The organism is Lentisphaera marina, assembly GCF_028745505.1.
In the GTDB taxonomy this organism is placed as follows: Bacteria; Verrucomicrobiota; Lentisphaeria; order Lentisphaerales; family Lentisphaeraceae; genus Lentisphaera; species Lentisphaera marina.
In genome coordinates, this window is sequence record NZ_JAQZZL010000002.1 from 2207736 (window position 1) to 2234380 (window position 26645).

Here is a 26645-nt window from a genome sequence, read left to right on the forward strand (position 1 = left end):
AGTTACGGTTTGCATTAAAGTTATATTTTTCTGAGAATTGAGAAAACCAGTTTTCAAATGCCATCAAATTGTCTTGCTTCCATTCGCATTCTTTTATGGACTGCCTAGTCCGATGCATGATTGTATCCTATTTGATGCTGCAATCTTGGCAACGAACTTTCAACAAGGTCTGGCAAACCTATCATTCTGCTGGTGCTCCGCAGTCATCGCATAAGACATTTGATAAACTCTTTTCTTTTTAAATTTCTTCCTTAATTGTGATTATAAGAAATATTGGGGAGGTTGGCTGGATTGGTGGATAATCATGATGCTTTTTTTAAAGCCTGTTTGTGGAGTGGTTCATAATTATCGCCACTGACCCAAAGTCGATGCATTAAAACAGCTAGCTTCCTAGCTATGGCTACTTTTGCTTTTTTTCTCCCCGCGCCACCACCTCGTGAGGCAATTCGATGTCCGTACCTCTTCAAATCAGAATCCGGGGATCTATCGCTAAAAATATGTTGAGCACAAATAACCAGTAATGATCTCAAGTACCTATCTCCATGCTTTGTTATTCTTAGTTGTTTATCTTTTTCTCCCGATTGGTCCCGCTTTGGAGTTAGGCCTAAAAAAGCACCTATATCACGACTCTTATTAAAACGGCTTGGATCATCAATAGTTAAAACAAATGCCAAGGCAGTAACTGGTCCCACTCCAGGAATCTGCCGCAGGTGCTGAGCCTCGGGACAAGACTCTTCACTAATCAGTTCAATTCGATCATCCAACCTCTCTATTCGATCAGTCAGTTCTTGACATTCGTATAGCATCTCACCTAAAGTTGGCAATAAATCATCACTTACATATTCATACATCTTTTCACTGAAACGATTAGCTTCGCACTTAGGGAGATCACTAACTCCTAAACTCTTTAGTATACCCCTTAATGAATTCATCGTTTGGGTTCGCATCTTCACAAAATGCTCACGAGCACGCAACACTGTAAGCATTTGCTGGGAGTCCATACTTCGGTGTTGAATGCCGTACAAAAGTGATGGATCCATTCGGGCTACCCGTGCTATCTTTTCAGCGTCTTTTTCATCGCACTTATTCGTGCTGTCCCATATCATTCGGAGCTTACGAGCATTTGCTACAATTACATTGAAGCCCATACTTTTGAGTTTACTCGATATCCATAAAGAGCTACTTCCTACTTCTAGAGCTACTCGGATTTTATGAGGGCGTTCATAATTCGAAAAATATACACTTAACGATTCCAGATTATTTTCAATTTTTGCTTGTTCGACGATTTTACCTTCAGAATTTAAAACACAAATATCGTGTTTTTGATTTCCAAGATCCATTCCAATTGTTATTTCAGGTACAGTGATAGTAGTTTTAGACATGGCAGTTCTCCGTTAATTTTGGTCGTAACTTAATTAATGTCAGGCAAGGTCTGCTAGCAAGTGGACTTTGCCGAGGGCTGCCTTCTCATACTATCTTGGCATTTCCTCCCAAAAGCTAAAGAATGAAATTCATACCAAGCCTTTAGGGTTCCATTCACAAAAAGATACGACGCTTTTGGCCTATTTTTTGCCAATTAAAACCAATCCTTATTGAGCAAGGCATCCTAACTTGTATGCATTATTCATAATAAATAAACTAAGGAAAGTAATATGTCATCTCAAAAACTTAATGTTGCTATTGTCGGTCTCAGTTTCGGTGCAGAATTCATCCCAATTTATCAAGCTCATGAAAACGCTAATATGTATGCAATTTGCCAACGTAATGAAGAGAGTTTAAAGCAAATTGGCGATGCTTACAATATCGCAACACGCTACACCGATTACGAAGAATTACTCAAAGATCCTAAAATTGATATCGTTCATATCAACACTCCGCCTTTCATGCATGCCGATCAAACGGTAGCAGCTTTGGAAGCCGGCAAACACGCCGCATGTACCATCCCTATGGCGATGTCAGTTGAAGATTGCCGACGCATTGTCGAAGCTCAAGAAAAGTCGGGAAAAACCTATATGATGATGGAGACCGTGGTCTACAGTCGCGAGTACCTCTACGTCAAAGAACTTTTCGATAAGGGAGAGATGGGTAAACTACAATTTTTGCGCTCTTCGCACCAACAGGACATGGCGGGCTGGCCTGGTTATTGGGAAGGTCTTCCTCCCATGTACAACGCGACTCATGCCATATCTCCAACGCTGGCCATTGGTGGAAATGAAGCTGAATCCGTTCAGTGCATTGGCTCGGGCACCATCGATAAATCCATGCATGCTCAGTATGGCTCACCCTTCTGTATTGAATCCGCTCACATCAAATTTAAAGACTCCGATCTTTATGCCGAGGTCACTCGCTCACTCTTTGACGTTGCTCGTCAATACCGCGAAAGCTTTGATGTTCATTGCTCGAAAAAATCTTTTGAATGGAGCCTTATCGAAGATGATGGCCATATCATTCACACCGGTGAGAGTCCCGAGCGCGTGGAAGTTCCCGACTACGCTCATCGCCTGCCTGAATCTATAGCACACTTCACGACTAAAGGTGTGTACGACGATGAAAATACTCACCTCTCATTTTCTCAAGGTGGCGGTCATGGTGGATCTCATCCCCACCTCGTACACGAACTCTTAGATGCCATTGTCAACAATCGCGAAGCTTACCCCAACGCCAGACAGGGTGCGAACATCACTTGCTCGGGTATTCTCGCTCATGAATCTGCTCTCAATGAGGGCAAAAAAATCATGCTTCCCGAATGGACTCTAGCCAATGGCCCAAAAGCCTCTGCTTATGCCCCAGAAGCTGAATTAGCTCTAGCTAAATAATGATCAAAGCGGGCATAAACATGATGCTCTGGGCCCCCTTTGTGGAGGAGGTCCACTTTGACATCTTTGTCGATTTAAAAAATGCAGGCTATGACGGTGTCGAGATCCCCCTATTTGAAGGTGATTTTGAGCATTATAAAAAAATCAAAAATGCCTTGGATGACTGCGGTTTGGAATGCACTACTTCCACTGCGTGCCTAGAGGATCGCAACCTCATTTCCCCTGACCCCGACATCAGGAAAGCTGGACTCGATCACCTCAAGTGGGCAGTTGATTGTTCTGCTATTCTCAGTAGCGATACGCTTTGTGGTCCATTTCATTCGGCACCTGGCGTTCTAAGTGGCAAAGCACCGACTCAGGAAGAAATTCAATGGGCGATCGAAGGTTTAACTGAAATTGCGAAATACGCAAAATCAAAAAGTCTTCTTCTCACCATAGAATACCTCAACCGCTTTGAGTCTCATCTCTGCAATTCACTGACTCAAACAGACCAATTGGTCGAAGCGATTGGTGCCGATAATCTAGGCATTCACTACGATACGCACCACGCGCACCTTGAGGAGTACAATATAGCAGAGGCTATTCGCACAGCGGGCAAACATATCAAGCACGTACAATATTCCGAAAGCAATCGTGGCATTCCTGGTCAAGGTCAAGTCAATTGGCATGAAACGACTCAAGCACTAAAGGATATGAACTACGATGCTTGGGTTGTGATCGAAGCTTTTACACAAAATGACCCAGGCATAGTTTTGGCCCTACATCTCTGGCGTCCCTTATTTGACACTGAGAAAGAAGTTTACGAAGCGGGAATAAAGCTAATCAAAAATCAATGGCCTAAATGTGAAAAAGTGAGGTATTAAAACATGACTGAAAACCTACATAAATTATACCTATTGGCCGTTTCATTATAATTTAATTGACCAAATGCCTGAGTTAGTAGCTGATTTAAAGAAAAGTCTGAATGATTATTTTGAAGAAGTGGATGCCCAAGATTATTGGATTCATCGCAAGGACGGTAAACGAAATCTCATTGGCAAAGAAGGGCTAGAAGAAGAAATCAAACGTCATCAAGAAAAAGCCCTCAGCTCACAAAAGAGAAAGAGTAAGTAATTATTTAATCTTCATCAATAGGACTTAACTATGCGTCGCTTAACTTACATCTTATTACTAATGTCTTCAGTATTAGTTGCTCAAACCGCTCGCGAATCAGTTGAGTTTAACTGGGTTAATAAAAGTGAAAAAAGCTTTAAAGGAGCACAACACCACACTTTTTACTCCCAGGCTAATAAGGCTGAGATCGGCTTCAATGTTTATCTACCTGAGCACTATCAGAAAAACTCCAATTCTCGTTATCCAGTAATATATGTCTTGCATGGTGGCGGAGGTAATGAAAGCAGTGGCTTGACTCGTATTCGTAGTTTGGAACTAGCGATGAAAAAGAAACTCATCCCTCCGACTATTTTAGTTATGCCCAATGGTGGCAAGGGCTCAGTTTATCTCGATTCATTCGATGGAAGCTATATGGTCAAAACGATGATCATCAAAGAACTCATTCCTCATGTTGATAAGAATTTTAGAACTATAGCGGAATCCAGGGCACGAGCAATTCAAGGCTTTTCTATGGGCGGCAGTGGTTCTACAAAGTTAGCTTTGCTTCATCCACATATATTCAGTTCATTTACCAACTTTGCTGGTAGCGGCCTCCTAAGAGTTGACTTTGATCCGAGCGACCAAAATCAAACTCGTAAAATTCGATACTTTGCACCTAAGCATCGAATGCTGGGTGATGACCCTGAGTTTTGGAAAGAAAATATTGGCTATGCTATTGTTGAAAAAAATCGAGAAATCATAAGTGAGAAACTCGGAATTCGAATCGTCTTTGGCAAAAAAGATAAAGGCCTTCAGGGCGCGCAAGAATTCAGTACTTTTCTAAAGTCCTTGAAGATCGATCATGAATTTGATCTTCACGAAGGCGGACATAACTGGGGAACCGAGAAAAACGCTTTGGATACCTACGCTTTCCATAATAAGCATTTTAAACTCAGCGAACAAGAACTGCAAAATCTAAAATAAACAGGGGATTTCGCGACAAACTCCCCCAGTTGTATATAAGAGAGGACTTTCAAATCACCCGTCCCTTAGGGACTTTCAAATCACCCGTCCCTTAGGACTTCCTTAGGACTTTCGGGTACGGGTCTTTCACATAATATGATGTCCCTAATCTCCCCGCTCTAATCTCCCCGATTCGGAACAGTCCTCTGCTGACGAACGAGCAACATTTCCTGCCCACATCAAGCTCTTAGAAAAATAGTTTTTTTTTGAAAGAAGTGACCCAAACCGGAATTTCGTCTGGTATAAAGGTTATCTAATTATGAATTCAATAAGCAATTTAACTGTTGGAGTGTAGGAATTATGTCAAGTCCCAAGCATTATACGGCAAATAGTCAGGAGTGGAATCGGCATAAAACTAATGCAATCATGAGCGAACGTACTTTACGTGAGGTATACCTGCCGGCCTTTGAAATGATTGTTAAAGAGGCACATCCTGCCACAATAATGGCTGCTTATAATAATATTAATGGCGTTCATAATTCGGAAAACCCTTTACTCCTTCAACAGATTTTTCGAGGTGAATGGGGATGGATCGATTTTTTTTTGACAGATTGGGCCTGCCATCACAAGGCCGATTCCTCAGCGAATGCCGGACTAAATCTTAAGATGAGCGTTAAACAGGTGGAAGATAATGGGTAATACACTAGATAGAAGAAGATTTCTCCAAGGCGTAGGGGCCTTGTTAACCTTACCGCTTTTTGAAGCTTCAGCATCGACAAAAAAGTCATCAAAACCACCGGTGCGCATGATTAATCTCGGTTGGGCATATGGGGTTACCGGCTACGGTAAATGGTTCCCTGAAACTGGCTCTGGTTTTGATTACAAAGTACCAGAATGTCTCGCGTCCATGGAAAAACATAAAAAAGATTTCACCTACTTCTCCAACATTTCTAACCCATTCACTGCCGGTGGACACAACACTTGTACAAATCTATATACATGTGCAAACTTAAAAAGAACAACAGGGCGATCATTTCACAATAGTATCTCATCTGACCAACTAGCTGCGAAGCACCTTGGTGCACACACCCGCTTTGATTCCATTGTTCTCGGGAAAAGAGGTAATGGAACGGGACCGTGTCTTTCTCTGTCATGGGATGAAAGTGCAAGGCCAATACAAGGTATGAATGATCCGATTCAATTATATAATCAGATGTTTGGAGACGGTTCTGTTTCACTGGCAGAGCGAAAAGCACTACTACGAAAAAAACGAAGTGTTCTCGACACTGTTTATCTAGATAGTAAAAACCTTAAGAAAAAAATAAGTCGGGCTGATAGTGTCAAGCTCGACGAATATTTCGAAATGGTACGCAAAATAGAGAAAGATTTTGAAAAGGAAGGAGAATGGTTGAAAATTGCCAAGCCTAAGACTGATCTAAAAAAACCAGTAAATGGACTTAGAGGTGAAAAGAACATTAAGGCAATGTACGATCTGATAATGGCCGGAATGATCGCCGACTCATCGAGGTGTTTCTCATACCTAATTCCAATCTACTCGATGCTTAAAGAAATGGGAGTTGAAGGTTCATCACATGCAATCAGTCATCACTCAAAGAATAATATGGCACTAGTAGCGGATTCAATTAAAATTAATACAAAAAATGCTGAACTTTTGTCTAGGTTTATTGATAATTTAAAGTCCTACAAGGAATCGGATGGATCAAGCCTTTTTGATAACTGTTTAGTTACTTATTCTTCTGGTACCAGAATAGCTCACAGTGTGAGGGATTTACCTTGTATCTTAACAGGTAATGGTGGCGGAAAAATCAAGCATCAGGGTTATATAGAACTAGAGAATGGTAGTAATCGAATGAGTAATCTATTCTTAACAACTCTACAAACTGTCGGTGTTAAAACTGATTCATTCAGTGACAGTAACGGCGTGATCAAAGAGCTGCTGGTATGATAAAACTTTTTAGCTTCTTTTTAGCTGTATTGATTCCTGGAGCCTCAAGTGCAGCAGAAATGTCGTATTCTAATACATTAAAGCCTTTTATTAATTCTTATTGTATTAAATGTCATGGGCCTTCGAAACAAAAGTCAAACTTAAGGCTGGATAACCTTCCCTTTACTCTTAAGGATTTAGCAAATGTTGAACACTGGCAAAGTGTGCTCGATGAACTAAATCAGGGTAATATGCCTCCGGAAAATGCAAAACATCCGGAGGTTGAGGAGTTTTCTAGTGTTCTTGATTTTTTGATGGATAGCCTTGAAAAATCCAAGAAAAATCTATATGGCAAAGGGAAGGGAACGCTGATGCGCCGCCTTAACAAACGTGATTACTCTAACTCTGTATTTGATTTGACAGGTGTTAAAATCCCTGAAGATTCTTTACCACAAGATCCCAAAGGTGCGAGTTTTGACACTGATGGCTCAAATTTGTTTATGTCGAGTTACCACTTTTTTCAATATCAGTCATTAGCAAAAAAAGCTATCAGGGATGCTATTCACTTTGAGAATAAGCCTGAAGTCAGACGGATCGTATTCCACCCCGTCGCTGGACTTGATCTAGTCCCCTTGAAGTTTAAAAATGGTGTCGCTAGTAAAACACTCCAAAATTACCAGAGTAACTTAAAAGCATTTTTAAAAAAATTTAAGATTCCTCTTAAGGATGCTTTGTCGATGAAGGACCAAAACGTTAAGAAGAAATCTGGTGCCAACACCAATGCTAAAACTGTCAAAGTACCGGAAGGTTTAATGCATAATGTTATTATATCACCGTGGGCATTTTTTACTAAGAATAACCAGAAAGGTAATGGTATGATTGAAAGACTGCTTATGTCTCTTAATGGCATGGTGGACAAAGGAAGTCAGCTATCTACTGGGATGTATAAATTCTCTATCACTTGCGGATATGGGAATATGGATCCTTCTGATAAAGCTTTCATCGCTATTGGTACCGGAAATGCAAGGAAAAAGAGTTTCTCAACCGTAGAAAAATACGACTTTGTCGAGCTTAAGGCAAAATCTAAAAAACCCCAAGAAATTGTTTTAGAGTATTACATCGACATGAATAACGATATAGGTTTAAAAACTGATTCTATTTTTCACATAAAATCTCTATTCCAGAACCCCATTGAGATGACTCCCGACATGAAAAAAAATAATGGTATGAACAATTTTCCATTTATCTCAATTTCGAGAATTGAAGTCTCAGGACCGCATTATAAAGAATGGCCGCCAGCTTCGCATAAAAAGATTTTTCCAACGAGACAGGGAAATCTTAGTGAAACGACATATATCAGAAAAATCATAACATCCTTTGCCAAAAAGGCCTTTAGAAGTTCTCCTCCGACGGATAAATACCTCAAGTCATTAATGGCTATTTATCAAGAGAGAAGAGACGAAGGAGAATCAATGGAGAAAGCCATTGAGGAGCCTCTGTCTATTATTCTGGCATCCCCCAGCTTTATCTATATTGCTGAAGAGAACACTGATAACAAACTTGGCTATATTAGTCAGGAAGAACTGGCTATCAGGCTAGCATATTTTCTTTGGAGTTCACCTCCTGACGAAAGGCTATTAAAGTTGGCCCACAGCAATAAGTTGAAGGATCCTAAAGTTTTGAGGTCTGAAGTTAGGCGCTTGATACTCGATAAACGATCTTTTAAGTTTTCAACGGGTTTTGTGGAACAATGGTTGGATGTTAATGAAATTGCTCAGCGCGATGTCCCAGTACCACGTAAGTTCAGTCCTGTTTTTAAAAAGGCTGTCAAAGCGAGTATGGCAAAAGAACCTATTCACTTTTTTGATACCATCATGCGGACAAATTATAGCTTGTCAAATTTTATCGATTCAGAATTTGTCGTGGTCGACAATGTTTTAGCAAATTATTATGGACTATCAGCACCAGGAAAAGTTGGTTTTTCAAAAGTGAAACTTCCTAGAAATTCGCCTCGTGGTGGACTTGTCGGTCAAGGTGCATTTCATCTTATTGGAAGTGATGGGGTACATACAAAGCCCATTTTAAGAGGAGCTTTTGTGCTCAGTAAAATTATTGGAAAACCGACTCCACCACCACCTGAAAATATAGATATGATTGATGCCGATTTAGTTGGTCGGGAAACTGCGAAAGAACTCATTGCACTGCATACATCTAAAGCACAGTGTGCATCATGTCACAGAAAAATTGACCCACTTGGTTGGGGACTTGAGAACTTCTCTGCTATTAGTAAATGGAGGACCGTTGAACCGCTAAAAAAACTGAGTGTTCGTGATATAAGAGCTAAAGGTTCACTTGCTGTTGAAACCTCGGGCCATATGCCAAATGGCAATAAGTACAAAGGTCTTGAGGAATTCAAAAAACAATTGATGGGTTACAAGCACCAGTTTTCTGAAGCTCTTATCGAAGACTTAGTAAGTTATGCCCTCGGTAAAAGAATTGGTGTTGCGGATGAAAAGCTAGTCAAAATTCTAGTCAGCCGCGCCAAAGCAAATGACTATAAACTAGCCTCAATTATCTCAGATATTGCCTGTTCAAAAACCTTCCGAATAAAATAAAGAACCTTCCACCTACCGTGAAAAAGTAGGTGAATTCACTCGATATTTTGGGGTCTTCTCCAGAACTTGTGGCTTAGAACAATATTTTACAGACGCTCTACGGCTGAAATAGCGCAGCTTCATCGCGAAGACATAGTTGTTCAAGATGATGTACTTTGCATCAAAATTGGATGACTCCAGGACAAAATCGTGACGGGCTCATGCGTATTAATCTCTATAAGTCCAAGCCATTTGAGATGCTTGCGATCCCCGCAAAAAGCAATGGTATTGAAATCGAATTCATCAAAGCGATTAAAGAAGAAGATGCCTGGAATAAAAGTCTTTATCAAGTTAAGCAATGGACTTACAAGCCCACACATTATTTGGTGGACCAAAAATTGATCAGGAGCCTTTAAACGTACTTTCCGTCACTCCGGACAAGGAACTCAAAAAGGTTTTTATTAAAATTGCAGGCATGAAAGAAAAACAGGTCATTTACCTGCGTTTAGCTACCCTCTTTCAATCCCATAAAGGGAAAGAACTCTTCACGAGTGATGCTTCTACACGCTCAATTGGAGGGCAAGTTCCTGCTAAGCCTGAAAGTAAACTTTACTTCTTATAGAACGAGGAGTAATGTTATTAAGCCAAAAACATAAGATGCGAGGTTGTGAAGTGAGTGAGGATAGATTCGTAACCAGAAAAACACTACTTCAGCGCGCGAGTTGTGGCGAAGATGGCCAGGCTTGGGATGAATTTGTCGCTTACTATGAGAAGTTTATCTTTATTCTGCTCTGGCATTTGAGCGTACCGCAACAGGAATGTGATGACATATCTCAAAAAGTATTAGTAAAACTGTGGAGAAATTTGGCAAATTATGATCCCTCCAAAGCCAAATTCCGAACCTGGATAGGCACAATAATACGCAATGCAACCGCCACGCATATGGCACAACGATCACAACAAGGCCAACGCTTCCCGTTGTTCGATACCAATGAACGGATGCTTAGTGAACAGGGCGCGGACGAGTTTGAGCAGTTCTATCAAAAGGAGTGGGAAAGCTACATAACCTCGATTGCCATGAAAAATGTTAGCGAGTGTTTCTCCGGCAAAGCAATCGAAGTATTCAAAATGTCACTTAGCGGATGTACACCCCAAGAAATCGCCGACAAATTGGATCTGCAACTGAGCTCGGTATACAGCCTCAAAAAACGTGTCAAAGCGCGCGCTATCGAAGAGGTGAAGCGGCTGCGAAATGAACTGGAGTTGTAATGAATAGCTCTAATGATAGCCTTGATATCAAAACTGAATTCACCAATGAATTCGCGCAGTTATACAACTACTCTGATGATGAACAGAGCTTTGAAGAGTTGAATCCTATCTATGCCGAAGTAGATGCGGCAGAGGTTCGCTACACCGACTTTGAAGAGATAGGCAGTGGCGGTATGAAAACAGTCTATCGCGTGTACGACCGCAAATCAGATAGGCATGTGGCAATGGCACAGCTCCACTCGGATGCGCCCCGGGACTGCTATGAATCATTTCTACGTGAAGCAAGATTAACTGCCGGACTACAGCATCCCAATATCATACCTGTATATGACGTGGGAATTCTCGATAACGCACCATTTTTTACTATGGAGCTTAAAGGCGGCAAATCGCTCTCGGAAATTATCTCATCTAAAGCGGACGGATCTGTCGGAGTTACAAGCAGCGATCTACTGAAGATTTTTCTTAAGATTTGCGATGCGATTGCTTACGCTCATTCAAAAAATGTACTCCACCTTGATCTGAAGCCCGGAAATATTCAGATTGGTGAATACGGAGAAGTGACGGTGTGTGACTGGGGGCTGGCCAAAGTTTTAGGTTCACTTGATGACGATGATGAAAGCTTGTACTTCAATCCCGACTTACTCAACAACATGACTCTTGCCGGTGAAATCAAAGGGACTCCCGGATATATGGCTCCCGAACAGGTAACGCCCGATGGCGATAAAAACTTTCAGACGGATATCTACGCGCTGGGCGCTATGCTCTATGTGCTGTTAACCTTGGATAATCCCTCTGACGAAAATGTTAAGACAACCCTCGAACGCACCTGTAACGGAACTCTCTTTGATTTTTCAAAAACCTGCAACACCATCCCTGAAAGCCTTAAAGCTGTCGTGATGAAGGCAACAGCGACGGCCCCCCAAGCACGTTATCAAAACCTAACGAGTCTGGGCAATGAGGTACAGCAATACTTATCCGGTTTTGCGACAACTGCAGAAGACGCCCATTTTCTCAAACAGCTGCTATTGCTTTTAAAACGCAATCAACGGGTATCACTCATATTATGCACTGCCTTGTCCCTAATTTTGGGCCTAACGCTATACTCAGTTAATGAGATAACCAAAAGCGAAAAAGCCACACGGGAGGCGTTAATCATATCCAAAAAACAGCGTGATTTTGCCCAAGAATCTTTAGATCAATACAGGAATGAAAAACGTTACTCGACTAGCTTAGCCAAAAGTTATGAACAGGCAGTCTTTGGTCAATCACTACTATTCAGATCTTCAGGGGTATACTCCAATCGCACCAAAGTTAATGATTATTGGCGAGTTATTAAAGAGTTGGACAAAGTACTGGAAAAGAACCCAAGCAATAAAAAGGCAATCTATGATAAAGGAAAGTTACTGCTCATAATGCAACGTTTTGATGAGTCGGCGAAATGCTACCGCCTGAACCCTGACCATGGAGAAGTTGCGGCCACGCTTGTTGAAGAGTTTGCAGACAAATACCCAGGGGGGAAAATAAAAAAAGCCGAAGTTATTATTGATTTTATCCGTCGAATCAAAGAGCAACACATCTTCTCACGTGCTCCTTTGGCCGAAAAAATGATGGTATACGATTCTCTAGTGAGACAGAGCTTAAAGCATCATAGTCGCATTGTACGCGAAGTGATCACAATATTTAACAGAAAATGGGATAACGCCCTCTTTGAATATGACAGCAAGGAGCGCAGTCTTATTATTGGAGGTAAATACCTTCGCAACTTTCGGCCTAATTTCTATCATGGCTCAAATTCCAATATCTTACGAACACTTCAAATAGATTCGCTCACTATTAAAAGTGCAGAGTTTCAAAAACTAGAAAATGTTTCAAAGCTTCATCTAAACACATTGGATATTCGTGACACTGCCGTGAGCACTGTTCCCGGACAAAAATACCTCCAACTAATATCTACAATCATCTGCCGTCCGGATCAGTTCTCTGCTGACGAACGGGCAAAATTCCCCAAACACATCAAGCTCATAGAAAAATAACAGATTTTTTTGGGAAGAAGTGACCCAATACGAAATTTCATCTGGTATAAAAGATATACAGCATATATCCAGTATGGTTCTGGATACTGCCGAAGGTGGCCTGTATATGGCAGGACAAAAGGAGATGAAAATTGATGAAGAAATTATTTCTTGTACTTATTTTGAGTGTGATTTCTGGTACGGCATTGAGTGCCGACCAAATGAATAAACCCAATATAGTGATTATTTTTAATGATGATCAAGGGTATCAGGATGTGGGGTGTTATGGATCTCCGGATATCAAAACACCACGTACCGATCAGTTAGCCGCTGAAGGGGTGAAATTGACAGACTTCTATGCTGCATCGCCCGTATGCTCGCCATCTCGTGCATCACTACTTACAGGATGTTATCCTAATCGCATTGGTGTGGGAAGAGTATTTTTCCCGAACGAAGCACATGGATTGAATCCTAAATATGTCACGATCCCAGAGGTCTTGAAGACAGTCGGATATAAAACTAAGGCTGTTGGTAAATGGCACTTAGGGAGTGAGCCCAAGTTTCTGCCAACCAATCAGGGCTTTGACTCCTATTACGGTATTCCATACAGCAATGACATGTACCCGGCCAAAACCATGAAATACGCAGATGATTGTCTGTATCGTGAAGGAGTTACGCCGGAGTCTCTTGCCAAGGTCTTTGAAAATAAGAAGTCACTACAAAAGATGAAGAACAAAGTTCCGCTGATGCGCAATGAGGAGTGTATTGAGTTTCCTACTGATCAGACAACGATTACTCAGCGTCTGGCTACAGAAGGGATCAAATTTATTAATGAGAGTGTCAAAGAAGACAAACCGTTTTTTCTTTATCTTGCAAATCCAATGCCTCACACACCGCTTTTTGCATCACCAAATTTTTTAGGGAAAAGTGAACGTGGATTGTATGGAGATGTAGTGGAAGAGATTGACTATAATGTGGGACGTATTCTTGACGAGATCAAGAAGCTGGGAATTGAAGAAAATACAATAGTAATTTACTCTTCAGATAATGGTCCATGGCTTATTAGAGGTGAGAACGGAGGTTCTGCTCTTCCTCTCTTTGAAGGTAAAGCAACTTGGTTTGAAGGTGGCCAGCGCGTACCGGGGATCATCAAATGGCCGGCTAAAATACCAACGGGATCTGTTTGCAAGGAGCTTGCGAGTACTATGGACTTATTACCGACATTTGCGCATATCACTGGGGCTGCATTACCGACACAGATGTCTCTGGATGGGAAGAATATTATTGATCTCCTCACTGGAAAAGAAGGAGCCAAAACACCTCATGAATTTTTCTTTTACAGTACTTATGCCGTGCGCAGTGGAGATTGGAAGTATCATGCCCAAGAAAAGTTTAAGGTGAAGGCTACAAGGCGTGATACCACAGGACCGACTTTGTACAATTTGAAAGATGACATAGGCGAAAGCAAGAACGTCATCAATCAGTATCCAGAAATCGCAGCACGTTTGAAAAAAGTTCTTCTTGAGCAGAATTCAAAATTGAGGAACTAATATATGAATAAATCTTTGATTATTATAGCGGCCGCATTACTACTGGGAAGCCTGGCCTCTCTTGCGGCTAACCCGGTGACAGGCCAACCGAATATTCTCTGGATCACGAGTGAGGATAATGGAGTAAAATGGTTAGGATGTTATGGAGGAGAGAATGCTCTGACGCCGAACTTGGACCAGTTAGCAAAAGAGGGTTTCCGTTATACTAACTGTTATGACAATGCCGCAGTCTGCGCTCCGACTCGTTCGACCTGGATCACCGGAATGCACGCAATTTCGACTGGAACTCAAGCGATGCGTAGTTCATCCGCTGTACCGGAACAGGTGACATTCTATAACCAGCAGTTGCAGAAGGCTGGATACTATACCAGCAACTGTACAAAGACCGACTACAATCTACGTGGACTGAAACCAGGTAAGTATTGGAATCATTCTAAGAGCGATTATACGCAAAGCTGGAAAAACCGTAAAAAGGGACAACCGTTTTTTACCGTTTTAAATCTAGGGGATAGTCACGAATCCAGGGCTTTTGGCAATCTGAAAGAAGGGTCAAAGGACCCGGGAAAAATGAAGCTTCGCTCCTACCACCCGGATATTCCAGAGATGCGCGAAACCTACGCGGTGTATTCTAGTTCGGTTGAGAAGATGGATGAGAAGGTCGGAAAGGCAATTGCCGCTCTTAAAGAGGACGGCCTCTACGAAGATACTATTATTATCTACAACTCCGATCACGGTGGCGTGCTGCCTCGCAGTAAACGTTTTCTTTATTCGAGTGGTATTCATTGTCCGCTTATCATTCGCATTCCGGAGAAGTGGAAAAAATGGTGGCCAGCAGAGAAGCCGGGTATGACAGTCGACCGTATGGTTAGTTTTATCGATATGCCGAAAACCTGGGTTAGTTTGGCTCAAGGTGAGGTTCCGGACGTATTCCAGGGGACAATCTTTCTGGGAGACAAGCTTGAACCGGAGCCCGCCTATCATTTTGCATGGCGCGGGAGGGCCGATCAGCGGCAAGACTGTGCACGGCTTACACGCGATAAACGTTATGCATATCACAAAAACTATGCACCATTTGCGCCAAATGGCCAATTCCTTCCGTACATGCACAAGATGAAGGCAACAGGCGCCTGGGAAAAATATCATAAAGATGGTAAGACCAATGCTGTCACAGGTCGCTTCTTTAAGCCGCGTGTTTCTGAAGAATTTTACGATAATGAAAAAGATTTCGACAACGTAATCAACCTGATAAATGTCCCAGAACACCAAGCTAAAATTGCTGCGCTCAAGGCTGAAATGCGTCGTCAGCAACTGGCATGCTATGACTCGGGACTGCTGCCTGAGAGCTTAAGGAATAATCGAGCCAAAGCAAACAACATGACCACGTATGAGATGATTCGCGATCCGAAACTTTATCCACTTGAGAAATATCTTGATATAGCAGATCTGGCTCTGGCGCGTGACCCTGCCAATTTGGCGACATTTAAAGAATGTTTATCCGATCCTGATGAAGGCATGCAGTATTGGGGCCTTATCGGCCTGCTTTTATTAGAGGATAAAGCTGTTCCTGCTCTTGGTAATCTTAAGTTGCTTTTCGATCAATCTATGAGTAAACAGACTCCTTATGTTCCTTATTTTGCGGCGTGGATTATCTATAGAAATGGCGATAAATCACTTGGCGAAAAACTGTTCACACAATTGGCAAATTCTAAAATGAAAGGCCACACTCTGGCAAATATTTTTGATTGGATGGGAGACGATGCCAAGCCATTGTTGAACAAAATCTATAAAGGAAAGAATCTCGAAAAGGGATTTCTGAGTGCAGTTATCACACGAGCAGGAGTGGATTTCACTATTGCCACTAAGAAGAAGAATAAAAATAACGATCGATAAAGAGGAGATATACTCATGTTGAAGTTACAACATTTACTACTAAAGGCATTCAGACCAGCCCTGTCAATTACCGCACTTGGAATGTCATTAATTGCCAATGCCGCAGAAAAGCCGCAAAAACCGAATGTACTGTTTTTAATGTCTGATGACCTTAATACTGCGTTAAGTGGATTTGGACACAAGCAGTGTAAAACTCCTAACCTTGACCGTCTGGCACAGCGCGGAGTAAAGTTTGAAAGCATGCACTGTCAGTATCCTGTTTGCGGCGCATCACGTGCATCAATTATGACTGGACTTTACCCCTATAGCAATGGTATGATGGGCAATAGCGGGAAGCTGAGAGAAAATTTACCAAACGTCGTTACGATGTCGCAGGTTTTCCGCGACCAGGATTATTATGCAGGGCGTGTGAGCAAGATCTACCATATGGGAATTCCTCCCGAAATAATTAAGGGAACTGCAGTACATGATGATGCCAATTCGTGGGAGGAAGCAATTAATATCACGGCTCTGGAGGCGAAGGTCCCCGGCGAACGCAAAAACTGGTCTCCTAAGAACCATACTTCACAGAATTTTAAGGGCGTAATCGCTTCAACGGGTGACTCAGAACACGCTGATGGTATGGCAGCTGACCGAGCGATTGAGATACTTGATAGAGTCAAAGATAAACCCTTCTTTCTGGCGGTGGGATTTGTGCGCCCACATGTGCCCTTGGTCGCCCCAAAGAAGTATTTTGATATGTATAATCGGGATGATATGGAAGTCCCTTATGTCCCTGAGAATGATTTGGATGATGTGCCTGAAATTATCCGCGAGTATAAACTGAACAGCAGATTTTACGGTGTTACTCCAGAGTATCATAAAGGGCTTCTGCATGCCTATTACGCTAGTGTGACCTATATGGATGCTCAGGTCGGACGTGTTTTAGCGGCACTTGAAGAGAAAGGATTGAAGGATAATACAATCGTGGTATTCACCAGCGATCACGGCTATCTACTGGGGCACCACAACAAATTTCAGAAGCAACACCTGTTTGAAGAATCGACACGAGTGCCGTTCATTGTGAGTGTACCGTGGATGCAATCACAGCATGGTAAAGGAACGAAACAGCTGACAGAGTTGATTGACCTCTACCCGACACTTGCAGATCTGGCGGGAGTTCCTGCTCCTGAAATACTACAAGGAACAAGTTTGAAGCCACTACTTGAGAATATTAATTCTTCTGCATGGACAAAAAATGATGTGTTTACCGTTAGTCGTAATGGTGGAGAGTCAATCCGCACCAAAGACTGGCGCTTTACCCAATGGGGATTTGGGGAGAGCGGAACTGAACTCTACGATCTGAACAAAGATCCAGGCGAATTTACCAATCAGGCGAATAATCCAGAATATGCTTCTGTGGTTAAAAAACTTCAGCAACAATTGCTTACCAAGCGTGATGAAGCTGGTTACCAAGAATTCATGGCCAGGAAAATGGACAATCAAAAGAAAAAAGGTAAGAAAAAGTAATCTCATCATTTTTTGAGGTGAGTTTGTTATGTATAAAAACGACAGGAGTAATATGGATATATCAAAAAGACAATTAGTTGTGGCGCTTGTGATGCTATTGGCTTTTAGCTTTGTCACGCTGCAGGCAAAAAATGATCCGGATTGGAAAGAAAATCCGGATGTGCACAAAACTCCGCGAGGAATCGATTCCAAAGATAATCCTAATGCTCCTAAGAAAGAACATTTTAAAGTAGAGGTGCTTGCCCTCGATTTACAGGAGCCCATGGAGTTTTGTATGCTGCCAAAGGGGAAAATTCTCATTTGCGAACGCAAAGGAGGATTGCGCGAATATGACTTACTCACTCAAAAAACCAGATTGGTCACTACTCTGAATGTCGTACAAAATCCAAATAAGAGTTATTCCACTGAAGGTGGCTTTATCGGCCTAGCAGCAGATCCAAATTTTATCCAGAACAACTGGCTTTATTTCTACTACTCCGTTCCAAGTAAACATGATCCAGAAAAATTAAAGATAAAGAAAATGTCTTGGCTTAAAACGGACAAACAAGCTAATGCTGCCAAAGAATTTAATCATGTGAATCGCTTATCCCGCTTTACTTACAAGAATGGCAAGATAGATCATAGTTCGGAAGTGAAAATTATCGACGTAGCTACCGATCGTTACCATCGCACCTGTCACGAAGGTGGCTCTATCGCTTTTGGCCCTGATGGCTTATTGTACTTGTCGGTTGGCGATAACACTAATCCACATGGCAAAGATGCTGCTCCAATGGCCCAAAAAAAAGAATATGACTCGAGGCGCAGTGCTGGCAACAGCAATGACTTACGTGGATCGGTGTTGCGCTTGAAACTTAAACCCGAAGGCGGCTATACAATTCCTGAAGGAAATTTATATAAGCCTGGCACAGCAAATACAAGACCTGAAATTTACACTAAAGGTGTTCGAAATCCATACCGTATTACAGTGAACCAAAAAACCGGCACACTTTACTGGGGAGAAATTAGCCCAGATAAGCAACCCACTGGAGAAGAAGTAAACCAAGCTAAAAAAGCCGGATTTTATGGTTGGCCATTTGTTATCGGCCCGGATCTGCGCTTTTTCTACCCTGACAAAACCCTAGTGGATCCGGATAATATTATAAATGATTCCCCACATAATACCGGACTTAAAAATTTACCTAAACCCATAAGTCCCTTCTTCTTTTATACCCGAAGCTGTTCAATAATTGGCGAAGTCTTCCATCATGATAAGGGCCAGTCAGAAGTGGGACTTCCTGAGCATTACGACAACTGTCTATTCATTGCCGACTGGAACAAAGGATGGATAAAATTAATCCGCATGGATGAAAATGAAAATAACCTCGGCGTTGAAAACTTTAATCTGAATTACAAATTTAAAAATAAACCTATCGATTTCTTTTTCCACAATGGAGAACTCTACGTATTGGAATTTGGCAAGGGCTGGTTTGGTGCTAAAGGTGGTCGAATGAGCAAGATTACATACTCAAAATCCTTTAATACAATAGCTAGCTTGGAGGCGGATATGCGAATAAATGGCATGAATACCAAAATGATGGGCACTAAACTAATGCTAAACAGTACATGCCTATCCTGCCACCACGGACAGAATAAGCTTATCGGGCCCTCTTTTGCAATGGTTGCAGACAAATATAAAAATAACAAATCTGCCCTTAACTCATTAATAGGAAAAATTAAAAATGGTGGAGCTGGTGCTTGGGGCGAAATTCCCATGCCAGCGCACCCAACAATTTCAGATGAAAACCTCAAAAGCATGGTTCAGTCCATCTTGAAAACGAAAAATTTGGCCTCAGGCCATCAATAAATTTCCTTAAAAACTATTACTATATTCAACCTTTTTTTTATTTCCCAATTATGGAGAATACCATGAAATTATTCTTTTCTTTATTTATGCTAATTTTAGCTTTCTTGGCTAGAAAATGACCGTGATGAAGAAAAACCGTTTATGCTTATGGTTCATTATTAGGCTCCCCACCGAAACTGGCAACCAACAACACGCTGGAAGGAGAAATTCAGCACTATGACTTTCCCAGAACCTGAATCACTTTTTGATGATTATTCGGGGCGTGGAACTGCGGCAAATAAGCAGGCTATGTCTATATCAAAGACTATGAGTATGAAAAATGTTTTGAAATTATGACAAGTTAGCGCGGATAAAGTTATGTAGAAAATAAGGCCAGTTCAATTATTGGCTTTGGGCTTAATGAATATTGAATAGGCTTCTCTTTTCTATTTCTTTTTTTTCTCGTCAGTTGAAAAATAACTTTTTTTTTTGAAAAAGTGACCAAAAACGGAATTCCGTCTGGTATAACGTTTAACTGACTTATGTTTTTATTTTCATCATCAGGTAGTTATTTTAATAAACTTTATGAAAGGAGCTCTTAATGAAAAATAAACGTTTTACCTTGATCGAACTTTTAATGGTAATCGCCATAATCGCTATATTAGCTTCCATGCTACTTCCGCTTTTGAGTAGAGCTCGAGAAAGGGCGAGAAGAGCCGTTTGTCTTAGTAATCAGAAGCAGATTTACATAGGTCATATGAATTACTCTAGCGATAATAATAACTACTTTGCACCATCGGGGGGGATCTATCAATTGGACGCGAAGGTGGTCGATGGCATGGGTCTCTATAGTGGTCCTCTAGTATTTAAATGCCCCAATTATCAGAAAGAGAGTCAAGATAATATCTGGCAAAGAAGCAATGAGCAATTAGCTACGGACCTGGTGAATGATAGGAAGTTGAAAACTGGCTATCACCTTCTGAGCGGTTCAAAAACTTGGTCAGGTTCCTTAGGCTTCTCCAAGTGGGAGAAAATCACCGATGTTGGTTCCGGTATTCCCATTATTGCCGATAGAACTGAAAGTCCCAATCACGGTACCTATGGAACGAAAATTTCTCATACCTCGCGAGGTGGGGTCAAGTTGATTGTAAACTCCGTTGAGTATATAAGTCAATATGACTGTGAAGGACAGAATGAAACGTCTGCTAGTGGAGGAGGGAAGTGGGTTCCAGTCAGTAAGATGAAGAGATATAAAGCCAGTTCGTCTTATGCCTTTTGGAGCAATGATTATTAAATAGTCATTCTCTTAATTATTTAAATTTTAATAGCCAATTGAAACACTAAACGAAATAAGAAATTAAAGGATTACAAACACAGTTATGAAAACTATAATCAGCTCTTTTGCTTTAGTAATATTTTTATCGATAAGTACTGTAATCGCTGCTTCGAAACCTAATGTAATCCTCATAATGACCGATGATATGGGTGCTGAGGGCTTGGGGTCGTATGGTAGCACAATATATACAACGCCGCATCTGGATCGAATGGCGGAAGAGGGTGTACGCTTTAACAACGCCTACGCGACACCTCTCTGTACGCCGACCAGAGTTATGATCATGAGTGGTCTCTACCCAAACAGAACCGGATTTCGTAATTTGATCTACAAGGGTAAAGGCGCCCGCATGCATGCTAATATCAAGACATTCGGTAACTACTTTCGAGACGCAGGCTATGAGACTGCTATTGCAGGCAAGTGGCAGCTTGGGCAGTTCAACGATTATCCTAATCAGCCAGTTGAACATGGCTTTGACGAATACAGCTTGTGGACCTGGGTTTATAATAAAGAGAAATCGAGCCGGTTCTACTCACCTCAAATATACACAAACGGCGAGATCTTCAACGGTACTGAGAAAGATTATGGTCCAGATTTCTATAGTAAGTTCGTGCTAGATTCCATTGACAAGAACAAGGACAAGCCATTCTTCATCTACTTCCCAATGGCTCTGGTTCATTACCCCTTCGTTCACCCTCCAAAGCTGGAGGAACTTGCAAGAACCAAGTTTACCGATGATATGGAAGAGAGTGAGGTCGCTTTCGGCCATATGATCACCTACATGGATGATATTGTCGGGAAGATTATGAAGCGCCTTAAGGACCACGGGATCGACAACAACACATTGCTTATTTTTACCGGCGATAACGGAACCCTCAAATCAATAAAAAGCAAGCTGCCCGGCATGGATCTCATGGGTGGCAAGGGCTCCTTGAGTGAAGCTGGATGCCGTGTCCCTTTCCTAGCCTGGTGGCCGGGAAGAATTAAACCGGCAGTGCAGGACGAGCTTTTCTCTCTGGTTGATGTTCTACCAACAATTACTTCGCTAGCAGGAATAGAGCTGACAGCTAAAGTTGACGGCATGGATCTTTCTCACAATCTATTCGGGGAAGAAGGTAAAAACAGAGAGTATATCAAGATGAACTACAAGAAGGGCTTCTTCGTGAGAGATAAGCGCTTCCGCCTTCACGAAGACGGCAAGTTTTATGATATCCCGGTGACCTCTGACAAAGAACGATACAGTGAGAAATTGAGTGATAATCCCGAGCACGAGTCGCGCCGCAAACAACTCCAGACAGTTCTGGATGAATTTATGGCAATAGAACAGGAATACGGCAGTAAGGCGAAAAAAAACAAAGCGAAACAGAGCAAAGAATAAAGGTTCATCGACGTTTACTGTAAAGTGGCTATAATTCTTTAGTTAAAAAAAAATTATACGAAATAGGTAAACTATAGGCACCAGCCCACCACTAAGCCGTTTTCTATAAAAAATTCCAGCTCGAGAAGAGCAATTGACCCGGGATTCGTGTGTACCTGTGTGTAGAGCATGTTAAAAAATTGGACGAAGTGGTGCCAGCTAAACTACAGCTGCCGAATGTTGCGGCATAGGTATTCAGAACTCATTACGCCCTGTGTTATGCCCGAGCAAACCCAGGGCTTTTCTATAGGCGCTAGTGGTTCTACAAAGCTAGCTTTTCTTCATCCACATATATTCAGCTCATTTACCAACTTTGCTGGCAGCGGCCTCCTCCTAAGAGTTGACTTTGATCCAAGCGACAAAAATCAAACTCGTAAAATTCGATACTTTGCTAAGTATCGAATGCTGGGTGATGACCCTGAGTTTCAGAAAGAGAATATTGCTTATGCCAATGTTGAAAAACTGAGAAATTATAAGTGAGAATCTGGGTGACCTCCGTGGTCCCGCCTTAAAATAAATCTCAGACCTTGAAGCGTGAAAGAGCTACTCTTGGCCGTGGTGTTCACACTTTTGTTTGTTGTTCTCTGCCTAGAAGAAGATGAATAGGCATTCTTTTTGAGTAAAAAGCTGTTAGAAAGGGGTTTTTCTTGCGATTCATATAACATAATTTAAACCATATGATAAAAGGTTTCTTCTGCTCCCGACAAAATCATAGAGAGTAATCATGAGTATTATAAAACACATAGGATTGTTAGCTGCTTCCTTACTGACTGCCCCAATCGCATTTGCAGTTCCCTCGGTCGAGGATTATATGCAAGCTCTATCAGCAGTGCCAAAAGGACATGCTAAGCTACAGAGCGATGCCCGAAGCGAAGCTTATCAAAAAATATTTTTTCAAGTCAGTATCGACTTTCCGATCCTCAGCGATTGGGTGCTACAAGACGGTGGTAAAGATGCTTGGAAAATCGTACTTCCAGAGCAACGAGACGAAGTGCTTAGACGCTTGTTTAAGGCCCATGGTGTTAGCGAAGCATCGTCACTCAATGACTATGTGAAACTCTGTAATAAACGTCGGACTGAGCGACTTTCTTCAGTGGTGAAAGAATGGGCACCTTTTGTATTTACCGAGGGGGAAACGATTCGCAATAGCTTCTTTGGATACACCGAAGGATTATCTGATGCTCGTGCTGAGCGCTTTTTTGATCCGGGTGCACGACTCACCACTTTGAGTTTTGAACCTGGTTCGAGCTATGGATCCAGCCAAGTATTATTAGAGGACCCACACGGCATGATGCGCGATGTCGACCTTTCATTTGATCATAAAAAACTGGCTTTCGCGTGGAAGAAATCAGACCGACTGGATGACTACCATATTTATGAGTATGACCTCGCAAAGGCCGAAACTAAACAACTCACTTTTGGCCTAGGTCGCGCGGATTATGAGCCAGTATACTTACCTGATGGTGACTTAGTATTCGTGTCCACGCGTCCAGAGCAGAGCGTGCCTTGTTGGAAATCTGAAATCAGTAATCTCTACCGCATGGATGGAGAAGGACGTTACGTGCGCCGTCTAGCGATCGATCAAGTGCATACGGTTTACCCGCAACTACTGACCAATGGTCGTTTATCTTACACGCGTTGGGATTACAGTGACCGCGCACAACTTTTCCCCCATCCTGTTTTCACAATGAATCCCGATGGGCAAGCTCAACGAGCATTTTACGGCGGTAATTCATGGTTTCCAACTTCATTGCTCCACATGCGCCCAATCCCTGGCTCACACAAAACCATGGCTATTGCCGCCGGACACCATACTGGGCAAAACGGCAAGCTGACGATCATTGATGTCAAGGAAGGTCGCGATGAGGGCAAAGGTTTACACCTGATTGCTCCCAAACGTGAACATGGATACGACCCAGACCTCGGTAGAAAATCTCCAGTCGTAAAAGATCGCTGGGGACAAGAAGGCGATCAGTTTCGCTACCCATACCCGCTCAGTGAGGACGAATTTCTGATTAGCTACCTGCCGGACTACGGCTTTGATCCGCATTGGCACTATACGCGATACAAAGGCTACATTTCTTCCAATCATTATGGTTTGTATTGGATGAATGCCGATGGCGACCGAGAACTACTGCATCGTGCCGCTGATTTGGGAGTGTATCGAATGGTGTCGATGAAGCAAAAAGCTCAGACTAAACTCATCCCAGACACAGTAGATTATACCAAAGATAGTGGTAGCTACTATGTGCATGATGTCTACAAGGGAGTTGGCCTCGAAGGCATTCCCCGTGGTGAAGCTAAAAAACTACGTGTCGTCGAGATCGATTACCGTGCTGCCCCGATGGGTGCGAAGAGTAATGGGGGTGAGGGTGGAGGCTCGATGAATAGCACACCTATGAGTATCGGTAATGCAACTTGGGATGTGAAACGCATTCTAGGCGATGCGGATATTCATGAAGACGGATCGGTATTGGTCGAAGTGCCGGCTATGGTCTCGCAATACCATCAAATTCTCAATGCAAAAGGACAAGTGATTCAGACTACCCGCACTTGGGATACACTGCGACCTGGTGAACAGAAGTCCTGTGTCGGTTGCCATGATAAAACAAATCAAAATTTTTATCCCTATGAACATGAAGATACGCTGGCATGGAAACACGGCATTCAGACTCTCCAGCCCTTTTATGGTAAGCCCCGCGGATTTAGTTTTATCAAAGAAATTCAGCCTATCTTGGATCGAAATTGTGTCGAATGCCATGATGGTAGCGACGAGCAGCGCATGGATTTGCGTGGGATCGCGACTGATGGTAAGAACAAGAATAAACGAAAGTGGACACGCTCGTATTTAAATCTCACAGGGGCTTCGCAAGACTCCCGGGGAAGCTATCTCTCCAAGACTCCAGAAAAGGGAATCGTTTCATGGATAAGCCAGATGTCGCGCCCGACTGAACTGCCACCCTATTTTGCAGGATCGGCCAAGAGCCCCTTGGTAAAAATGCTCGAAGATGGGCATCACGACGTTCAGTTGACAAAAGAAGATTTTCATAAGCTCTACGCATGGATTGATCTATTGGTACCGTTTTCGGGAGACTACCGAGAAGGGCACGCATGGAGTGACGATGAAATGGCCTTCTATGATTATTACGAAAATAAGCGTAAGGCTCAGCATGCGGAAGAAATGCATAACATTGCCAATTATCTCAAGCAATCTGGGGAACACCCCCTGGAGGGCAATAGCTTGGAACCCTTCACACGTAGCTACTATAGGAGCATGTTTACTGACATAAGCTTGAGTCCAAATGATCAGCGCCGTTACAGCTTTGAAGGAGAGCCTGCGATTATCGAGACCTTGACTTTGCGCAGTGATTCCAGTGAGAGTGTGCAAGTTCAAGTTCGTAATATAAAGAGCAATAAAACTCATAAAAATATCTGGATTGAGCCGGGTGAAACGGTGACCATGCGCTTTGGGCTAGCCATTCACAGCGGAAATAGCTACCTTGAAAGCAGTGTCGATGGCGTGAACTTAACGATCGTGGAGGCCTTGGGTGTGCGCTTCGATGAACTGCCTTCCAATGGAGCTTATCGAAGACACCGCTACGAGCTTGGTACTGCTCAAAAAAAGCATTAGGTCCCGGCTAAATAAACATCATATAAAATATAAATAGGCTTAGCATGAAAAATTTCATCTTAATTTCAATCGGATTGTTATTACTCACAAATAGCTACGCGAGTGACTCAACTTACCGCAACGTGGCGCTTAATCCTAAGGCAGGAGATGGGTCGTATCCACAAGCAACAAGTAACAGTCAATATAATGACACGACCTTTGCGGCTAATAATGCCATTAATGGACAGACTTCCAACATAGGGTACGGAAAGAAAATGCCTTCATGGGGACCACACAAACGTAATGATCTGTGGTTTAAGATTGATTTCGGCAAAGAAGTCGAAATCGATAAAGCTCTTATTTGGGTTCGTGCTAAGTTTAAACCATTCGCAAAGATAGATCATGACAGCTACTTCAAATCAGGTGTCATGGAGTTCTCAGATGGTTCAAAGCACGCATTTAAACTGAAACGTACCGCTGAAGCACAAGAGATTAAATTCCCTAAACAAAAAACAAAATGGGTCAAATTTACTAAACTAGTTCCCAACAAAAACCTCTGGTGCGGTTTCACCGAGGTACAAATCTGGGGAGAATAATCGCGTTATAAGAGGCTGTGTAAAAAACAGAAATACAGCTCACCTTAGGGATGAAAGCCCGTCCGATTATAGCATGCACCGTGAGGTGTATGTACCATGTTCGTAGCAATCAGAAAAGAGGGGTTCGACACTATATGCCGGAATCACAAGTGAGCCCTAATTAACATTTTCACAACTCTCCTGTGGCTCGCACCACAGGCTATTTCATCTCGGTGCTTTGCACCTAA

21 protein-coding genes are annotated in these 26645 nt (G+C 42.3%); 20 read left to right on the forward strand and 1 reads right to left on the reverse strand.

The window, feature by feature from the left end; genetic code table 11:
• Positions 1–302: 302 nt before the first annotated feature.
• The gene (locus tag PQO01_RS20020; protein ID WP_274316004.1) at positions 303–1382 is read right to left on the reverse strand and encodes an IS110 family RNA-guided transposase; all 1080 of its coding nucleotides are present in this window, start codon (positions 1380–1382) and stop codon (positions 303–305) included.
• Positions 1383–1652: 270 nt separating this feature from the next.
• On the opposite strand from PQO01_RS20020, the gene PQO01_RS20025 reads away from it, so the two are divergent.
• From PQO01_RS20025 to PQO01_RS20120, 20 genes are all read left to right on the forward strand, one after another.
• Complete coding sequence (locus PQO01_RS20025; RefSeq protein WP_274316005.1) at positions 1653–2816, forward strand: Gfo/Idh/MocA family protein; 1164 nt, start codon at positions 1653–1655, stop codon at positions 2814–2816.
• A gap of 20 nt (positions 2817–2836) precedes the next feature.
• Complete coding sequence (locus PQO01_RS20030; protein ID WP_274316006.1) at positions 2837–3679, forward strand: sugar phosphate isomerase/epimerase family protein; 843 nt, start codon at positions 2837–2839, stop codon at positions 3677–3679.
• Between the two features lie 64 nt (positions 3680–3743).
• On the forward strand, positions 3744–3929 hold the full coding sequence (locus PQO01_RS20035) for a hypothetical protein (RefSeq protein ID WP_274316007.1): 186 nt from the start codon (positions 3744–3746) through the stop codon (positions 3927–3929).
• A 30-nt stretch (positions 3930–3959) separates the two neighbouring features.
• The gene (locus PQO01_RS20040) at positions 3960–4892 is read left to right on the forward strand and encodes an alpha/beta hydrolase (protein WP_274316008.1); all 933 of its coding nucleotides are present in this window, start codon (positions 3960–3962) and stop codon (positions 4890–4892) included.
• 339 nt (positions 4893–5231) lie between these two features.
• On the forward strand, positions 5232–5570 hold the full coding sequence (locus PQO01_RS20045) for a glycoside hydrolase family 3 N-terminal domain-containing protein (RefSeq protein ID WP_274316009.1): 339 nt from the start codon (positions 5232–5234) through the stop codon (positions 5568–5570).
• Positions 5563–6837 (forward strand): DUF1552 domain-containing protein, encoded by a 1275-nt coding sequence (locus PQO01_RS20050; protein ID WP_274316010.1) that lies wholly within the window; start codon positions 5563–5565, stop codon positions 6835–6837. Before PQO01_RS20045 ends, PQO01_RS20050 begins: the two co-directional genes overlap by 8 nt.
• The gene (locus PQO01_RS20055; RefSeq protein WP_274316011.1) at positions 6834–9431 is read left to right on the forward strand and encodes a DUF1592 domain-containing protein; all 2598 of its coding nucleotides are present in this window, start codon (positions 6834–6836) and stop codon (positions 9429–9431) included. The genes PQO01_RS20050 and PQO01_RS20055 overlap by 4 nt, the downstream gene beginning before the upstream one ends.
• Positions 9432–9586: 155 nt before the next feature.
• On the forward strand, positions 9587–9826 hold the full coding sequence (locus PQO01_RS20060) for a hypothetical protein (protein WP_274316012.1): 240 nt from the start codon (positions 9587–9589) through the stop codon (positions 9824–9826).
• Positions 9769–10032: a hypothetical protein gene (locus PQO01_RS20065; RefSeq protein WP_274316013.1), complete on the forward strand. Its 264-nt coding sequence runs from the start codon at positions 9769–9771 to the stop codon at positions 10030–10032. Before PQO01_RS20060 ends, PQO01_RS20065 begins: the two co-directional genes overlap by 58 nt.
• A gap of 11 nt (positions 10033–10043) precedes the next feature.
• Positions 10044–10679 carry an RNA polymerase sigma factor gene (locus PQO01_RS20070; RefSeq protein WP_274316014.1) on the forward strand — a complete coding sequence of 212 codons (636 nt, stop codon included), beginning with the start codon at positions 10044–10046 and terminating at the stop codon, positions 10677–10679.
• Complete coding sequence (locus PQO01_RS20075; RefSeq protein WP_274316015.1) at positions 10679–12712, forward strand: serine/threonine-protein kinase; 2034 nt, start codon at positions 10679–10681, stop codon at positions 12710–12712. The genes PQO01_RS20070 and PQO01_RS20075 overlap by 1 nt, the downstream gene beginning before the upstream one ends.
• A 134-nt stretch (positions 12713–12846) precedes the next feature.
• On the forward strand, positions 12847–14241 hold the full coding sequence (locus PQO01_RS20080) for a sulfatase family protein (protein WP_274316016.1): 1395 nt from the start codon (positions 12847–12849) through the stop codon (positions 14239–14241).
• 3 nt (positions 14242–14244) lie between these two features.
• Entirely contained in the window at positions 14245–16131 is a 1887-nt protein-coding gene (locus PQO01_RS20085) for a sulfatase family protein (protein WP_274316017.1), read from the forward strand.
• 15 nt (positions 16132–16146) lie between these two features.
• The gene (locus PQO01_RS20090) at positions 16147–17640 is read left to right on the forward strand and encodes a sulfatase (RefSeq protein ID WP_274316018.1); all 1494 of its coding nucleotides are present in this window, start codon (positions 16147–16149) and stop codon (positions 17638–17640) included.
• Positions 17641–17692: 52 nt separating this feature from the next.
• Positions 17693–19483 carry a PQQ-dependent sugar dehydrogenase gene (locus PQO01_RS20095; protein ID WP_274316019.1) on the forward strand — a complete coding sequence of 597 codons (1791 nt, stop codon included), beginning with the start codon at positions 17693–17695 and terminating at the stop codon, positions 19481–19483.
• A 580-nt stretch (positions 19484–20063) separates the two neighbouring features.
• Entirely contained in the window at positions 20064–20756 is a 693-nt protein-coding gene (locus tag PQO01_RS20100) for a type II secretion system protein (protein WP_274316020.1), read from the forward strand.
• 85 nt (positions 20757–20841) lie between these two features.
• Positions 20842–22173, forward strand: coding sequence for a sulfatase-like hydrolase/transferase (locus tag PQO01_RS20105; RefSeq protein ID WP_274316021.1), 1332 nt, complete (start codon positions 20842–20844; stop codon positions 22171–22173).
• A gap of 258 nt (positions 22174–22431) precedes the next feature.
• Positions 22432–22692, forward strand: coding sequence for a hypothetical protein (locus PQO01_RS20110; RefSeq protein ID WP_274316022.1), 261 nt, complete (start codon positions 22432–22434; stop codon positions 22690–22692).
• A 244-nt stretch (positions 22693–22936) separates the two neighbouring features.
• The gene (locus PQO01_RS20115) at positions 22937–25843 is read left to right on the forward strand and encodes an HzsA-related protein (protein WP_274316023.1); all 2907 of its coding nucleotides are present in this window, start codon (positions 22937–22939) and stop codon (positions 25841–25843) included.
• Between the two features lie 44 nt (positions 25844–25887).
• A complete protein-coding gene (locus PQO01_RS20120) occupies positions 25888–26418 on the forward strand; it encodes a DUF7402 domain-containing protein (RefSeq protein WP_274316024.1) in 531 nt (176 codons plus the stop codon).
• Positions 26419–26645: the final 227 nt, after the last annotated feature.

Excerpts from the sequence above, each read along its gene's own strand:
- PQO01_RS20020 (WP_274316004.1), bottom strand. The coding sequence starts at position 1,382 with ATGTCTAAAACTACTATCACTGTACCTGAAATAACAATTGGAATGGAT.
- PQO01_RS20025 (WP_274316005.1), top strand. The coding sequence starts at position 1,653 with ATGTCATCTCAAAAACTTAATGTTGCTATTGTCGGTCTCAGTTTCGGT.
- PQO01_RS20030 (WP_274316006.1), top strand. The coding sequence starts at position 2,837 with ATGATGCTCTGGGCCCCCTTTGTGGAGGAGGTCCACTTTGACATCTTT.
- PQO01_RS20035 (WP_274316007.1), top strand. The coding sequence starts at position 3,744 with ATGCCTGAGTTAGTAGCTGATTTAAAGAAAAGTCTGAATGATTATTTT.
- PQO01_RS20040 (WP_274316008.1), top strand. The coding sequence starts at position 3,960 with ATGCGTCGCTTAACTTACATCTTATTACTAATGTCTTCAGTATTAGTT.
- PQO01_RS20045 (WP_274316009.1), top strand. The coding sequence starts at position 5,232 with ATGTCAAGTCCCAAGCATTATACGGCAAATAGTCAGGAGTGGAATCGG.
- PQO01_RS20050 (WP_274316010.1), top strand. The coding sequence starts at position 5,563 with ATGGGTAATACACTAGATAGAAGAAGATTTCTCCAAGGCGTAGGGGCC.
- PQO01_RS20055 (WP_274316011.1), top strand. The coding sequence starts at position 6,834 with ATGATAAAACTTTTTAGCTTCTTTTTAGCTGTATTGATTCCTGGAGCC.
- PQO01_RS20065 (WP_274316013.1), top strand. The coding sequence starts at position 9,769 with ATGGACTTACAAGCCCACACATTATTTGGTGGACCAAAAATTGATCAG.
- PQO01_RS20070 (WP_274316014.1), top strand. The coding sequence starts at position 10,044 with ATGTTATTAAGCCAAAAACATAAGATGCGAGGTTGTGAAGTGAGTGAG.
- PQO01_RS20075 (WP_274316015.1), top strand. The coding sequence starts at position 10,679 with ATGAATAGCTCTAATGATAGCCTTGATATCAAAACTGAATTCACCAAT.
- PQO01_RS20080 (WP_274316016.1), top strand. The coding sequence starts at position 12,847 with ATGAAGAAATTATTTCTTGTACTTATTTTGAGTGTGATTTCTGGTACG.
- PQO01_RS20085 (WP_274316017.1), top strand. The coding sequence starts at position 14,245 with ATGAATAAATCTTTGATTATTATAGCGGCCGCATTACTACTGGGAAGC.
- PQO01_RS20090 (WP_274316018.1), top strand. The coding sequence starts at position 16,147 with ATGTTGAAGTTACAACATTTACTACTAAAGGCATTCAGACCAGCCCTG.
- PQO01_RS20095 (WP_274316019.1), top strand. The coding sequence starts at position 17,693 with ATGGATATATCAAAAAGACAATTAGTTGTGGCGCTTGTGATGCTATTG.
- PQO01_RS20100 (WP_274316020.1), top strand. The coding sequence starts at position 20,064 with ATGAAAAATAAACGTTTTACCTTGATCGAACTTTTAATGGTAATCGCC.
- PQO01_RS20105 (WP_274316021.1), top strand. The coding sequence starts at position 20,842 with ATGAAAACTATAATCAGCTCTTTTGCTTTAGTAATATTTTTATCGATA.
- PQO01_RS20110 (WP_274316022.1), top strand. The coding sequence starts at position 22,432 with ATGCCCGAGCAAACCCAGGGCTTTTCTATAGGCGCTAGTGGTTCTACA.
- PQO01_RS20115 (WP_274316023.1), top strand. The coding sequence starts at position 22,937 with ATGAGTATTATAAAACACATAGGATTGTTAGCTGCTTCCTTACTGACT.
- PQO01_RS20120 (WP_274316024.1), top strand. The coding sequence starts at position 25,888 with ATGAAAAATTTCATCTTAATTTCAATCGGATTGTTATTACTCACAAAT.